The organism is Bradyrhizobium nanningense, assembly GCF_004114535.1.
GTDB lineage: Bacteria > Pseudomonadota > Alphaproteobacteria > Rhizobiales > Xanthobacteraceae > Bradyrhizobium > Bradyrhizobium nanningense.
Genome location: NZ_LBJC01000033.1, coordinates 80,296 through 94,452, shown reverse-complemented (window position 1 = coordinate 94,452; position 14,157 = coordinate 80,296). Strand labels below are relative to the sequence as shown.

Sequence of the window (14,157 nt, the reverse complement as noted above, 5' to 3'; positions counted from 1 at the left end):
TACTGGAACTACATGAATATCGTCATTGTGGAGTCGCCGGCGAAAGCCAAGACGATCAACAAATATTTGGGCTCGTCCTATGAGGTTCTGGCCTCATTCGGCCATGTCCGCGACCTGCCCGCGAAGAACGGCTCCGTCGATCCCGACGCCGATTTCAAGATGATCTGGGAGGTCGACCCCAAGGCGGCCGGCCGGCTCAACGACATCGCCAGGTCCCTGAAGGGCGCCGACCGCCTGATTCTCGCCACCGACCCTGATCGCGAGGGTGAGGCCATCTCCTGGCACGTGCTGGAGGTCCTGAAGGAAAAGCGCGCCCTGAAGGATCAGAAGATCGAGCGGGTGGTGTTCAACGCCATCACCAAGCAGGCTGTCTCGGACGCGATGAAGCATCCGCGCCAGATCGACGGCGCGCTGGTCGACGCCTATATGGCGCGCCGTGCCCTCGACTACCTCGTCGGCTTCACCCTTTCCCCCGTGCTGTGGCGCAAGCTGCCGGGCGCCCGCTCTGCCGGCCGCGTGCAATCGGTGGCGCTGCGCCTCGTCTGCGACCGCGACCTCGAGATCGAGAAGTTCGTCGCGCGTGAATATTGGTCGCTGATCGCGACCCTGCTCACCCCGCGCGGCGATGCCTTCGAGGCCCGCCTCGTCGGCGCCGACGGCAAGAAGATCCAGCGCCTCGACATCGGCACCGGCGCGGAAGCCGAAGACTTCAAGAAGGCGCTGGAAGCCGCCAGCTACGCCGTCACCGCGGTCGACGCAAAACCGGCCCGGCGCAATCCGCAGGCGCCCTTCACCACCTCGACGTTGCAGCAGGAAGCCAGCCGCAAATACGGCTTTGCGCCGGCGCACACCATGCGCATCGCCCAGCGCCTCTATGAAGGCATCGACATCGGCGGCGAGACCACCGGACTCATTACTTATATGCGTACCGACGGCGTGCAGATCGCGCCCGAGGCGATCACCCAGGCCCGCAAGGTGATCGGCGAGGATTACGGCAACGCCTATGTCCCGGACGCCCCCCGCCAGTACCAGGCCAAGGCCAAGAACGCCCAGGAAGCCCACGAGGCGATCCGCCCGACCGACATGTCCCGCCGCCCCGCGAGCATGAGCCGCAGGCTCGATCCCGATCAGGCGAAACTCTATGAGCTGATCTGGAAGCGCACCATCGCGAGCCAGATGGAATCGGCCGAGCTCGAGCGCACCACCGTCGACATCACGGCGAAGGCAGGCTCCCGCACGCTGGAGCTGCGCGCCACCGGTCAGGTCGTCAAGTTCGACGGCTTCCTCGCGCTCTATCAGGAAGGCCGCGACGACGAGGAGGACGAGGATTCGCGCCGCCTGCCCGCGATGAGCCAGGGCGAGGCGGTGAAACGGCAGAGCCTGTCCGTCACCCAGCACTTCACCGAGCCGCCGCCGCGTTTCTCCGAGGCCTCGCTGGTCAAGCGCATGGAGGAGCTCGGCATCGGCCGTCCCTCGACCTATGCCTCGATCCTGCAGGTTCTGAAGGACCGCGGCTACGTCAAGCTGGAGAAGAAGCGCCTGCACGGCGAGGACAAGGGCCGCGTCGTCGTCGCCTTCCTCGAAAGCTTCTTTGCCCGCTACGTCGAATACGATTTCACCGCCAGCCTCGAAGAGCAGCTCGACCGCATCTCCAACAACGAAATCTCCTGGCAGCAGGTGCTGAAGGATTTCTGGACCGGCTTCATCGGCGCCGTCGACGACATCAAGGATCTGCGCGTCGCGCAGGTGCTCGACGTGCTCGACGAGATGCTCGGGCCGCACATCTATCCGCCTCGCGCCGATGGCGGCGACATCAGGCAGTGCCCGAATTGCGGCACCGGCCGGCTGAATCTCAAGGCCGGCAAGTTCGGCGCCTTCGTCGGCTGCTCGAACTATCCGGAATGCCGCTACACCCGCCAGCTCGCAGCCGACAGCGAGACCAGCGCCGACCGTTCACTCGGCCAGGATCCCGAGACGGGGCGCGATGTCTGGGTGAAGGCCGGCCGGTTCGGACCCTACATCCAGCTCGGCGAGCAGAAGGATTATGAGGAGGGCGAGAAGCCGAAGCGCGCCGGCATCCCGAAGGGCACCTCGCCCAGCGATGTCGATCTCGAGCTTGCGCTGAAGCTGCTGTCGCTGCCGCGCGAGATCGGCAAGCATCCGGAGACCGGCCAGCCCATCACCGCTGGGCTCGGCCGCTTCGGACCGTTCGTGAAGCACGAGAAGACCTACGCCAGCCTGGAAGCCGGCGACGAGGTGTTCGACATCGGCCTCAACCGCGCGGTGACGCTGATCGCGGAGAAGGTCGCCAAGGGCCCGAGCCGGCGCTTCGGCGCCGATCCTGGCAAGGCGCTCGGCGATCATCCCACCCTCGGCACCGTCACCGTGAAGAGCGGCCGTTACGGCGCCTATGTCACCGCCGGCGGCGTCAACGCGACGATCCCTGCCGAGTTCGAAAAGGACAATGTCACGCTGCCGCAGGCGATCGCGCTGATCGACGAGCGCGCGGCCAAGGGCGGCGGCAAAGCCAAAGCGAAGAAGGCGGCAAATCCCGCCAAAGCCAAGAAAACTGCAGCGAAGGCCGCGGACGGCGAGGACACCGCGCCGAAGAAGAAACCGGCCGCGAAGAAGGCGGCCAAATCGAAAACCGAATCCACCAGCAAGGCGCGCGCTGCCGTGTCGTCGACTGCAAAAACGTCGCCGACCAAGGCCGCCGCCACCAAGGCTCCGGCCAAGAAGAGTGCCGGCAAGACTTGAGATCAAGAATTAGAGGTTAAGTGAAACGCAAGAATGACCATGGCTTTCCCGACAGGCAAGCCATCGTCGCCTTCATCAAGGCAAATCAAGGAAAGGCCGGAACCCGCGAAATTGCACGCGAGTTCGGCCTGAAGAATGCCGATCGCGTCGAGCTCAAGCGCATGCTGCGCGAGCTTGCCGACGACGGCACCATCAAGAAGAAGCGCCATACGGTGTCCGAACCGGACAGCCTGCCGCCGACGCTGGTCGCCGACATTACGGGGCGCGACTCCGACGGTGAGCTGATCGCCTCCCCGACCGAATGGGATGAGGTCGAGAGCGGCGAGCCTCCTAAAATCCGTATCCAGATGCCGCGCCGGCCAAAGCCCGGCACCGTCGCCGGCGTTCGCGATCGCGTGCTGTTGCGCGTCGAGCGCTCGGACGAGACCGAAGGCCCGGCCTATCTCGGCCACATCATCAAGGTCTTCGACAAGACCAAGACCCGTATCCTCGGCGTCTTCCGCAGCCTTCCCGATGGCGGCGGACGCCTCGTGCCCGTCGACAAGAAGTCCGCCGACCGGGAGCTGAACATCGCTCCAGCCGATACGCACGGCGCACAGGATGGCGACCTCGTCAGCGTCGACATCGTGCGCACCCGCAGCTTTGGCCTGGCGTCAGGCCGGGTCAAGGAGAAGCTCGGCTCGGTCAAGTCGGAGAAGGCGATCAGTCTGATCGCGATCTACGCCCATGACATTCCGCTGCAATTCTCCTCCACTGCGGAGCGCGAGGCGGAAGCCGCAGAGCCCGCCAACCTTAGGGGACGCGAGGACTGGCGCGACGTGCCGCTCGTCACCATCGATCCCCCGGATGCGAAGGATCATGACGACGCGGTGCATGCGCAGGCCGACGACGATCCCAACAACAAAGGCGGCTTCATCGTCGATGTCGCCATTGCCGATGTCAGCTTCTACGTGCGGCCGGGCTCGGCGCTCGACCGCGACGCGCTCGATCGCGGCAACTCGGTCTATTTCCCCGACCGCGTCGTTCCGATGCTGCCCGAGCGGATCTCAAACAATCTCTGCTCGCTAGTGCCGGGCGAGCCGCGCGGCGCGCTCGCGGTGCGCATGGTGCTCGGCCCCGATGGCCGCAAGCGCTCGCATACGTTCCACCGCATCCTGATGCGCTCGGCGGCGAAGCTCGCTTACGCGCAGGCACAGGCTGCGATCGACGGTCGGCCGGACGATGTCACGGGCCCCCTGCTCGATCCGATATTGCGGCCGCTCTATGCCGCCTATGCCTGCGCCAAGCGCGCGCGCGACGAGCGCGATCCGCTCAATCTCGATCTGCCCGAGCGCAAGATCCTACTGAAGAGCGACGGCACGGTCGACCGCGTCGTGGTGCCGGAGCGTCTCGATGCGCACAAGCTGATCGAGGAGTTCATGATCCTCGCCAACGTCGCCGCTGCGGAGACGCTGGAGAAGAAATCACTGCCGCTGATCTACCGCGTGCATGACGAGCCGACGCTGGAAAAGGTCCACGCGCTCTCTGAGTTCCTGGAGACGCTCGACGTCCCCTTCGCCAAATCAGGTGCGCTGCGACCGACGCTGTTCAACCGCGTGCTGGCCCAGCTCGAAGGTCACGACTATTACCCGCTGGTGAGCGAGGTGGTGCTGCGCGCCCAGGCGCAGGCGGAATACTCCTCGGAGAATTACGGGCACTTCGGCTTGAATTTGCGGCGCTACGCGCATTTCACTTCGCCGATCCGCCGCTATGCCGACCTCGTCGTGCACCGCGCCCTGGTCCGCGCACTGGGCTTGGGCGAAGGCGCCCTGCCCGACAGCGAGACGCCGGAAACCTTAAGCGAGGTCGCAGCTCATATTTCGCTGACCGAGCGGCGCGCCATGAAGGCGGAGCGCGAGACCGTCGATCGCCTGATCGCCCATCACCTCGCCGACCGCATCGGCGCCAGCTTCCAGGGCCGCGTCTCCGGGGTCACCCGCGCCGGCCTGTTCGTCAAGCTGAGCGAGACCGGCGCCGACGGATTGATCCCGATCCGATCCCTCGGCACGGAATATTTCAACTATGACGAGAGCCGCCATGCGCTGATCGGCACGCGCAGCGGCACCATGTATCAGCTCGGTGACGTCGTCGATGTCCGCCTGATTGAAGCGGCCCCCATCGCCGGCGCACTGCGCTTCGAGCTGCTGTCATCCTCCAGCGAGACCGCGCCGCGCGACCGCAGGCGACCTGGACCACAACGCCGTCCCTCGTTCAAGGCACATCCTGGGCGCAGCCCGGACAAAAAACGCAAGCCGGCCAAGCCAAAATCCGGCAAGGCTGGGAAGGGCAAAGGAAAGAACAAGGGCAAAGGCAAGAAGGGCAAGGCATGGTGACGATGAGCACGGCCCCAAAGATCTGGACGCGCGAGACGGGGCTCGTCGAGAAGCGCGATCTGTGGACGGCGATGAGGCGCGGCTTTCGCGGCCACTGCCCGCGCTGCGGCGAGGGAAAGCTGTTCCGCGCTTTCCTGAAGACGGCCGACAATTGCGCCAAATGCGACCTCGATTTCACCCCGCACCGCGCCGACGATCTGCCCGCCTATCTCGTCATCGTCATCGTCGGCCACATCGTCGTGCCGGGTGTTTTGTGGATCGAGACCAATTACACCACGCCGGTCTGGATCAGCTTCGCCGCCTATCTGCCCTTCACCTTCGTCGCCTCGCTCGCCCTGCTGCAGCCGGTGAAGGGAGCTGTGGTCGGCTTGCAATGGGCTCTGCGCATGCACGGGTTTGACGAGACCCCTCCCGATGGTATTCCGCCGGTGTAAGCAAATAAGCAAGAACGATCTGGGTGAGGACATGACGGATATTGCGCCGGTTGCGGAGAAGACAAAGGTCCACGAAGAAAAGGAAGCCGATCATCATCCCTATTTCCGTCCGAAGGATGCGGCGACGCTGATCCTCGTCGATCGCAGCGGCGCCATTCCGAAAGTTCTGGTCGGCAAGCGCCACGACAAGGTGGTGTTCATGCCCGGCAAGTTCGTCTTCCCGGGCGGGCGCGTCGACAAAGCCGACTACCGCGTGCCGTGTGCTGCGCCCATCACGGCCGAACTGGAAGCCAATCTTGCCAAGGGTAGTCCGAAGACCCCCGCCTCACGCGCGAAATCGCTCGCCGTTGCCGCGATCCGCGAGGCCTGCGAAGAGACCGGTCTCTGCCTCGGCCGCAAGACCGAGGCCAAGCTGACGAAGCTCGATGGTCCGTGGAAGCCGTTCGCGGATGCAGGTCTCCTGCCCGATCCGTCCAGCCTGTTCCTGATCGCGCGCGCGATCACCCCGCCCGGCCGCGTCAAGCGGTTCGACACGCGCTTCTTCACCGCGGATGCCTCCGCGATCACTCACCGCATCGACGGCGTGATCCATGCCGATGCCGAACTGGTCGAACTGGTCTGGGTGGAGCTCGGCTCGAAGCCGCTCGCCGATCTGCATCCGATGACGCGCAACGTGCTCAACGAGCTCGACAGCCGCCTTGCCACCGGCCCGCTCCGCCACGACGCGCCGGTGCCGTTCTTCCATTTCTACGGCGGCAAGATGCAGAAGGATTTTTTGGGCTAGTCGTGCGGATCAGTCCGCGTCCGGCTCGGTGCCGACATAGTCGCGCGCCGGCAGTTTCAGGAGGCGGCCGATCTCGCTCGCGAGCTCGTCCGCCTCATCCCGCCTGGTGAAGCTCTGAAGCGTGATCGGCTCGGTGCCCTTGTTGCCACAGAGATTGACGTCGTAGGTCGTCGCTTGCGGATCGTAGTCGTCGGTGATGCTGACGAAATGGTAGTCGGCGAGATCGCGCGAGGAGCGGATATTCAGCGGACCGAACTGCCTGGTGATGACGATCTGGCGCAGCGTCTCGTTGAGCACGACGAAATAGCGGAACGTGAGCAGGATGATTCCGGGGATCCCGACGAGGAGGCCGAGCCCGGCGAACACCAGCACCGGCACGAGATCATCGGCGAGCCTTCCGAAGCCGAAAAAATCCTGGCGCAGGCCGAGCGCAACGTTCCACAGCAGATAACCACTTGCCGCCAGCAGCGGCAGCGACAGCAGCCGGCCGACCCAGGGCATGGGACGGTCGATGCGGATTGTGCCGTCTACTGTCATTGCGCCGGCCACTGAAGCGTCTCCTCGGAAGCGAAGGTTGAGGCTTGGTCGGGCCGAACGGCGGATCGGTTCGATTCGGAACGACCCGCCCTCCGCTGTCATTCCGGGGCGCGCGCCAAGTGGCGACCCGCAATGACGCGATTGTGCTGAGCGTGTCGCGAAAAACAAAAAATTCTTCCTGCCTCCCCCAATGGCGGAGTTCCCCGGCATGCCTATGTCTTCCCCCAACGACACCCAGAACGGACTTCGCGCGCGATGGCACAACGGCAACTCAAGCTTGGCGCGTTCATGCGCCCGATCAGCATCCACACCGGCGCCTGGCGCTATCCCGGGGCCTGGCCCGATGCCAATTTCAACTTCGGTCACGTCAAGCAGCTGATCCGGAAGCTCGAGGCCGGCAAGTTCGATGCCTTCTTCATGGCCGATCACCTCGCCGTGCTGAACATGCCGGTCAACGCCCTCAAGCGCAGCCACACCGTGACGTCGTTCGAGCCGTTCACGCTGCTGTCGGCGCTCTCGGCGGTCACCGAGCGCATCGGCCTGATCGCGACGGGCTCGACCACGTTCGACGAGCCCTATCACGTCGCGCGCCGCTTCGCCTCGCTCGACCATCTCAGCGGCGGCCGTGCCGGCTGGAACATCGTCACCACCTCGAACCCGGACGCGGCGCTGAATTTCGGCCTCGACGACCACATGGAGCATGCCGAGCGCTACAAGCGCGCCCGCGAGTTCTACGACGTGGTCACCGGCTTGTGGGATTCCTTCGCCGACGACGCCTTCGTGCGCGATGTCGAGAGCGGGTTGTTCTTCGATCCCGCGAAGATGCACACGCTCGACCACAACGGCAAATATCTGAAGGTACGCGGCCCCCTCAACATCGCAAGGCCCGTGCAGGGCTGGCCCGTGATCGTGCAGGCCGGCGCCTCGGAAGACGGCAAGCAGCTCGCGGCCGAGACCGCGGAAGCCGTGTTCACCGGCGGCGGCAATCTCGCCGACGGGCAGAAGCTCTATGCCGACATCAAGGGCCGCATGGAGAAGGTCGGCCGCGACCCCGAGCACCTCAAGATCCTGCCCGGCGCTTTCGTCGTGGTCGGCGACAGCGTCGATGAGGCCAAGGAGAAGCGCGCTTTGCTCGACAGCCGCGTGCATTACGACAGCGCCATCGCCTCGCTCTCCGTCATTCTCGGCACCGATGCCTCGGGCTTCGATCCCGATGGGCAACTGCCGGAGATCCCGGAGACCAACGCCAGCAAGAGCGGCCGGCAGCGCATGGTCGACCTTGCCAAGCGCGACAAGCTCACCGTGCGCCAGCTCGCCCAGCGCGTCGGCGGCTATGGCGGGCTGTCCTTCGTCGGCACGGCCAAGACCATCGCCGACCAGATGGAGGAATGGCTGGTCGGGCGCGGCTCGGACGGCTTCAACATCATGTTCCCGTTCCTGCCCGCCGGCCTCGACGATTTCGTCGACAAGGTCGTCCCGGAGCTGCAGCGGCGCGGGATTTTCCGGAAAGAGTACGAAGGAGCCACTTTGCGGGAGAATCTGGGCCTGCCTCGGCCGAAAAACCGGTTCTTCGAGGCCTGATCGGGCCGATTTGGGTGGTTTTCAGAGTGTAAAACCTTGACATCAGGCGGTTTCTGGCTAGGTTGCCGGCCAACGCGGGCCGTTTGGCCGGCTCCAGATTCCCCTGATATTCTGAGGTTCAGAACATGGCCAAAGCGGTCACCATCAAGGTCAAGCTCGTGTCCTCGGCCGACACCGGCTTCTACTACGTCGCCAAGAAGAATTCGCGCACCATGACCGACAAGCTGGTCAAGAAGAAGTACGATCCGGTCGCGCGCAAGCACGTCGAATTCCGCGAAGCCAAGATCAAGTAAGATCGCGGATCAGCACTGCTGAGTTTCACGGGGCCCCTTCGGGCCCCGTTTTCGTTTTTGAGCCGCGTGTCCCGGACGCGCTGCAGAGTGCAACGTTGCTGCGCTGCCTCCGGGACCCAGAAAGCAACACAGCCCGCTGCGGAGACATGGGCCCGGCTCTGCCACCGCACCGGACGATGCTTCGCATCGCCAGGAGCGCCGCGTCCGGGCACGAGAACGAATTGACGTGCTCCACCTCGCCTGACCACCATGGTCAACGATTGGTCACACGGCTCCTCAACCTTCGATTGATCAACCTCAAATGTATGTTACCGTGCAATTACCGGCACGGCATTTCCGTGCCGGCATTGGAAGGACATGGTCATGAGATTGTCATCGAGCCTTATCGTGCCTTCAACCATCGCAGCCCTGTCAACCGTCTTGCTGTGCGCCCCGGCAGCATCGCAAATCCCAACCGGCTCCGCCACCTCGCTTCCTCCCATCACGGTCGACGCGCCGAAACAGGTGGCAAAGCCGCATGTGTCGGAGCGGGGAGCAAACACAACGGCGCCGCGTCGGACTGCGTCAACAGCTCGAACGTCAATCGCGCGCACAACTTCGTATGCACCGGGCTCGCCAATGGCGCGGATTGCCGGCTTGGAGAAAGTCGCAAGCAGCTGCAACGGTGGCTGTGCAACAAGCTTCCGACAGGGCAATGAGCCGTGGATTGGATGCAGCGAGTCGGGCGGCGGTCTGAACTATGGGCCTTTCTCGCCAACGTGCCGAGACACCATCACCCATAAATCCTACGAGGCTTGCGTCGAGACCAAGGTGTTCCTCGGCGAGTTTCGAAACAGAGCCCATTGGTTCTGCAGCAGCCTCGCCGCCGGCAACAGGTTCAAGGTCGCCGATCTTAAGCGGTCAGGACGCGCGCGCTAGTTCTTTCTCTCCAAAGATCTTGTGCTGCGGTTGAGCGCGAGCTCTCTCGTATCCCGAACACGGTGCAGCGCCATCAGCACGTTCACGCGCGTCTTCGACACGCTATGGCGCTGCTCCTGAGAGCCGTGACCCAGAAAGCAACACGGCGCACTGCTGAGGCATGGGCCCCGGCTCTGCAGCGCATCGCACCGGACGATGCTTCGCATCGCGGCGTCTTAGCTGCACGTGTCCGGCTACTTCAGAGCCAGGCTGCTGCAGTACCATGGAATGTCGTTAGGTCTCCACCCCATCAGCATCGACGTCGCCCGGCACTCTTCGTAGGTCTTGAAATTACCGACGTTTCTGCACGTCGGCGACAGAGCCGGATAGGAAGATATCGAGCAGCCGTGCCAGGGAGCGGTTCCGGATTTGAAGCTGGTGGAGCAACCGCCGACGCAGCTGCCCGTGATGCTCGCGTACCTTGCGAGCTTTGCCGAATCCGAGATCGGCGCCGCCAAGATCGTTCCAACGGTCGTCGTCGTGGGGCTGTTGACAGTGTGTCGCGCAACTACGTGCTGCTTCGCCTTTGACCTGAGCGTTGGAGCCTCGACGGTGACGTCGGGAAGCGTCGTTGTTGGCTGCGACAGGGCCGGACTGCCTGATCCGAGGATCATCAAGGCAATGCAAGACAGCGGGGCCGACACACGCGGCGAGAAGCTCATGGCTACGTCTCCCTATGCATCCCAACCCGAAGATACTACCTTTCGTTGAATGCGACAAGATTGTCGCGGACGTAGTCCCGCAACTTTGATGGACCTCGATCACGCGCGTCGCACACGTTCAGCGTCGGCCGGCTCGCTATCTGACTGCGAACGGCGCCTGATAAGGCCGGCCGAAGGGCACCCCGTTGATGACGGTCTGAATCGGCTTGAGATAGGCCTTGCCGTCCCTCTTGTTGTTGCGGGTGTCGACGAAGCTCACCGGCCCTTCCACCAGCTCCATGATGGCGACGTCGCCGGGCGCACCGACTTGCAGCGTGCCGATCTTCGGCGCGCGGTCGATGATCTTCGCCGGGGCAGTGGTGGCCATCGCAACCACCTGCTCCAGCGTGAAGCCGAGGATCATGAACTTGCTCATCACGTTGGGCAGGAACGGAATGCCTGGCGAATTGCCGGAGAAGACATGAATGTCGGAGGAGATCGTGTCCGGCGTGCATCCGCCGGGGATCGCGACTTCCGCCACGGTGAAATCGAAGCTGCCGCCGCCGTGACCGACGTCGAAGATGACCCCACGCTGCTTGGCGGCGAGAGCCGCAGGCAGCAGCTTGCCGTCTTGAACGATGTTGGTGAAGACGTTGGACATGTTCGGAGCGCCTGAATAGGCGTGCGTCAGCACGTCGCCCGGGCGGAGCAGGTCGAGGATCTGCGACATCAGCTCCTTGGTCTCGACGCCGCCGATATGCACCATCATCTTGGCCGGCCAGCCGCACATCTCGCAAGCCTGGATGCCCCGCTTCAGCGGCTCGAGCCCGTGCTTGTAAATCACGTTCTCCGACATCCGCACTTTGACGCCGAGCAGGAAGTCGCGGTTCTCGGCGAGCGCCATCGCGCAGGCTTCGGTCTGTGCGACGTCGATATTGTACAGCTCGGCGGCCGGGAACGCCGACAGGCCGTTATTGGCGATATGGACGAAGGCGTACATCCGCGCCCGCGTTTGGGCCACGATGAACCGGCGCAGCGCCGCCAGATTGTTGACCCCGGCATCGCCTGCCGAGACGACGGTCGTCGTGGCCTGGAATTGCACCAGCTCGTCGGCGGGAATACCGATGGCCGAGCCGTAAGGGTAGACGTGACAATGCAGATCGATCAGACCGGGCATCACGAGCTTGCCTGACGCGTCGATGCTCTTCAGCGCGCGCTCGACGGGGATCGTCTCCTGGACCGTCTCGATCATGCCCCAGCGGATGCCGATATCGCGTCTGGCGCGCAGCGACTGGCTGGGATCGAGCACCTCGCCGCCGCGGATCACCAGATCGTACTTGTCGTTCGGCCCCATCGCGGCCCGCACTGGTGCGGCGAGGCCGACGGCTGCGGCGGATGTCGAAAGTGCCAGGAAATCGCGGCGTGACAACGCGGTCATGAGGTCCCCCCTGTGCTTTTTTGTTCGCGGCTTTGACGAGCAGCTCCGCCTCGCGCGGCAACGCAGGAATTCAGAATGAATCGATTGGAGCCGGAGACACGTCGCCCTGCGAGACCAATCCTATGACTGCAAACGAGCGCTGAGGAGCGGCAAAATTTTCGAGAACCGCATGAACCTTCTCGGACAAACGACGACTAAGCGACCGCATCCGCGGACATCGACGTCAAGATCCGCCAGGGCGCCAGAAACAGACTCGTTCGTCGACCGCAACAGGTCGCAACCGCTAAAGCATGCTTAACTCTTCATCGCTCTTGCCGCCTGTTCTAAACTGGCCGGCACAATCACGCGATGAAACGGTACTATCGTCGTAAGATAGATACGCCCCAATCGGTTATGGCAATGCACCACAGTGCCCGCGACCAGCTCGCGCCCATTTGCTGCATCGGGGCGAAGTTGAATGGTGACGCGGAAGTCGAGATGCCGGTCATCCGCGCCCACGACCAGCTCCGTCGCGCTCTTTGACAGCACCGGGAAGAAGCCGATAACCGGCCCGCGCGCCGCTGCGGCAAGACCGACGGCGCGCGACGATTTGACGCCGACCGTCGCCATCACGATATCGCGGACACGTGTGAGGGCACGAATCCACCACGCCTGTCGCTCGAGCGCGGCGCGAGCCAGCACCTCTACATCATCACTGGCGCCCGCCGGCAGTCGAATTGCAAAGGCATCCAAGAGATCCGCGCCCGCGTAAAGCGGCGTAAGCACACTGTTGCTCGGCATCGGCACGGCGCGCGCTTTGGTCATGGGATCAGGTACCGGATGCTTTGGAGGAGCGCAGTGCGGTTGGCGTTGCGGACGATCTTGCCACCGTAGTCCTTTTTATACCCACGCGCTCTGCATCGCAACAATCCTACGGCGCACATGTCCCAGTTGGGTCACAAGCTGTCGATCACGACCCTCCCATAGGCACTAGGAAACTGCCGAGCTGGTGGCTCATGAAAGGCGAGGCGTTGGAACGCAGTGCGTTGCGGCTAGGGGACGCGCCAGACGACTAGGCGCGTCCCAAGCAATGTCCGCTTTCGATGCAGAAGACGACGCTGAATGCGGACAGTTGGATGTCAGCCTAGGGCCAAATCCGGATATTCCGGTAAGTCAGATTTCAAACGCGCGGCTCGTTCAGCCCTTCGAACGCGTGCGGATCATGAATGTTTCATATGAATACTCCGCGATCTGCCACCAGAGATTCTCGTCGTTTCGAAAATCCATTTGCGAATCGTAGATCTTCTTGAAATCAGGGTTGGACGCGGAGGTTTCCGCATTGACCTCGTTCGAAGCCTTTAGGCACGCCTCCATCACCGCCTGGCTGAACGGACGCAGAAGGGTCCCGTTGGCGACCAGCCGTTTGATGGCCGCCGGATTGCGCGCATCGTAGCGCGCCTGAACATCCATGTTGGCATAGCCGCAGGCCAGAGTGAGGAGCGACTTGTAAGCCTTTGGCAGGGCGTTCCACTTGTCCAGGTTGATGAAGAAATGCAGCGCCGTGCCGCCTTCCCACCAGCCCGGATAATAGTAGTACCTCGCGACCTTGTAGAAGCCGAGCTTCTCGTCGTCATAGGGACCGACCCATTCGGTTGCGTCGATCGTGCCTTTTTCCAACGCGGGATAGATGTCGCCGCCTGCGATCTGCTGCGGGACCACGCCGAGCTTTGAAAGGGTCTTGCCCGCCCAACCGCCGATCCGCATCTTCAATCCGCTGAGATCTTCGACGTTATTGATCTCCTTGCGGAACCAGCCGCCCATCTGAGTGCCGGTATTGCCGCCCGCAATGCCATATATGTTGTACTTCTTGCCGAACTCGTTGAGCATGTCCTGACCGCCGTGATCTTGAAACCATGCGTTCTGCTGGCGCGAGTTCAGGCCGAACGGTACCGAGCAATAGAGTGCGAAGGTCGGATCCTTGCCGATGAAATAATAGGCGGCGGTGTGGCACATTTCGACCGTTGAGTTGCTTACCGCATCGACCGCCTGCAAGGCAGGCACGATCTCGCCGCCTGCGAAGGGCTGAATCTGAAACTTGTTGTCGGTAGCTTCTGCAACATATTTTGCGATCGTCTCTGATGCACTGAAAGGCACGTCCAGTGACTTCGGCCAACTCGTGGTGCAGCGCCACTTCAGTTCAGGCATCGACTGAGCGATGGCTGGCGCAACAACGGCGGCGGACGCGGCGAGACCAGCGCCTGCCGTACTTAGAAATTGACGACGTTTCATGGCGTTCTCCCCTGTGGATGATTGCGCATTGAATAAAGCCGCGGCCCGCGGTCAGTTCGACGGCAGTGCCTCTCCGGGGATCAATTTTTTCCTGC

Annotated in this window: 11 protein-coding genes; 7 read left to right on the top strand and 4 right to left on the bottom strand. The window is 63.2% G+C overall.

Features of this window, described 5'->3' with window-relative positions:
* Positions 1 to 12: 12 nt before the first annotated feature.
* Genes topA through XH84_RS29230 form a run of 4 tightly spaced genes read left to right on the top strand, consistent with a single transcriptional unit; the run spans position 13 to position 6,347 of the window.
* Entirely contained in the window at positions 13 to 2,757 is a 2,745-nt protein-coding gene (gene topA / locus XH84_RS29245) for a type I DNA topoisomerase (protein ID WP_128920574.1), read from the top strand.
* 20 nt (positions 2,758 to 2,777) lie between these two features.
* Positions 2,778 to 5,129 carry a ribonuclease R gene (gene rnr / locus XH84_RS29240; protein WP_128920573.1) on the top strand — a complete coding sequence of 784 codons (2,352 nt, stop codon included), beginning with the start codon at positions 2,778 to 2,780 and terminating at the stop codon, positions 5,127 to 5,129.
* Entirely contained in the window at positions 5,123 to 5,563 is a 441-nt protein-coding gene (locus tag XH84_RS29235) for a DUF983 domain-containing protein (protein WP_128920572.1), read from the top strand. The genes rnr and XH84_RS29235 overlap by 7 nt, the downstream gene beginning before the upstream one ends.
* Before the next feature lie 31 nt (positions 5,564 to 5,594).
* Positions 5,595 to 6,347, top strand: a complete 753-nt coding sequence (locus XH84_RS29230) for an NUDIX hydrolase (RefSeq protein ID WP_128920571.1) — start codon at positions 5,595 to 5,597, stop codon at positions 6,345 to 6,347.
* A 9-nt stretch (positions 6,348 to 6,356) separates the two neighbouring features.
* On the opposite strand, the gene XH84_RS29225 is transcribed toward XH84_RS29230, so the two are convergent.
* Complete coding sequence (locus XH84_RS29225) at positions 6,357 to 6,896, bottom strand: hypothetical protein (RefSeq protein WP_128920570.1); 540 nt, start codon at positions 6,894 to 6,896, stop codon at positions 6,357 to 6,359.
* Positions 6,897 to 7,139: 243 nt separating this feature from the next.
* Between XH84_RS29225 and XH84_RS29220 the strand changes: the two genes are divergently transcribed.
* From XH84_RS29220 to XH84_RS40090, 3 genes are all read left to right on the top strand, one after another.
* A complete protein-coding gene (locus XH84_RS29220; RefSeq protein ID WP_128920569.1) occupies positions 7,140 to 8,465 on the top strand; it encodes an LLM class flavin-dependent oxidoreductase in 1,326 nt (441 codons plus the stop codon).
* 125 nt (positions 8,466 to 8,590) lie between these two features.
* A complete protein-coding gene (gene rpmG, locus XH84_RS29215; RefSeq protein WP_007603295.1) occupies positions 8,591 to 8,758 on the top strand; it encodes a 50S ribosomal protein L33 in 168 nt (55 codons plus the stop codon).
* 1,326 nt (positions 8,759 to 10,084) lie between these two features.
* Positions 10,085 to 10,426 (top strand): hypothetical protein, encoded by a 342-nt coding sequence (locus XH84_RS40090; RefSeq protein WP_164936399.1) that lies wholly within the window; start codon positions 10,085 to 10,087, stop codon positions 10,424 to 10,426.
* Positions 10,427 to 10,513: 87 nt separating this feature from the next.
* Here XH84_RS40090 and XH84_RS29200 read toward each other — a convergent pair whose 3' ends face one another.
* The 3 genes from XH84_RS29200 to XH84_RS29190 form a co-directional block, all read right to left on the bottom strand.
* Entirely contained in the window at positions 10,514 to 11,794 is a 1,281-nt protein-coding gene (locus tag XH84_RS29200) for an amidohydrolase family protein (RefSeq protein ID WP_128920567.1), read from the bottom strand.
* 294 nt (positions 11,795 to 12,088) lie between these two features.
* Positions 12,089 to 12,598, bottom strand: coding sequence for a DUF2867 domain-containing protein (locus XH84_RS29195; RefSeq protein WP_128920566.1), 510 nt, complete (start codon positions 12,596 to 12,598; stop codon positions 12,089 to 12,091).
* A 372-nt stretch (positions 12,599 to 12,970) separates the two neighbouring features.
* Entirely contained in the window at positions 12,971 to 14,062 is a 1,092-nt protein-coding gene (locus tag XH84_RS29190; protein WP_128920565.1) for a TRAP transporter substrate-binding protein, read from the bottom strand.
* Between the last annotated feature and the right edge of the window lie 95 nt (positions 14,063 to 14,157).

Bases quoted from the DNA above. Each gene is read 5' to 3' on its own strand.
- XH84_RS29195 (WP_128920566.1), bottom strand. From the start codon at position 12,598: ATGACCAAAGCGCGCGCCGTGCCGATGCCGAGCAACAGTGTGCTTACG.
- XH84_RS29220 (WP_128920569.1), top strand. From the start codon at position 7,140: ATGGCACAACGGCAACTCAAGCTTGGCGCGTTCATGCGCCCGATCAGC.
- rpmG (WP_007603295.1), top strand. From the start codon at position 8,591: ATGGCCAAAGCGGTCACCATCAAGGTCAAGCTCGTGTCCTCGGCCGAC.
- XH84_RS29190 (WP_128920565.1), bottom strand. From the start codon at position 14,062: ATGAAACGTCGTCAATTTCTAAGTACGGCAGGCGCTGGTCTCGCCGCG.
- topA (WP_128920574.1), top strand. From the start codon at position 13: ATGAATATCGTCATTGTGGAGTCGCCGGCGAAAGCCAAGACGATCAAC.
- XH84_RS29235 (WP_128920572.1), top strand. From the start codon at position 5,123: ATGGTGACGATGAGCACGGCCCCAAAGATCTGGACGCGCGAGACGGGG.
- XH84_RS29230 (WP_128920571.1), top strand. From the start codon at position 5,595: ATGACGGATATTGCGCCGGTTGCGGAGAAGACAAAGGTCCACGAAGAA.
- XH84_RS29200 (WP_128920567.1), bottom strand. From the start codon at position 11,794: ATGACCGCGTTGTCACGCCGCGATTTCCTGGCACTTTCGACATCCGCC.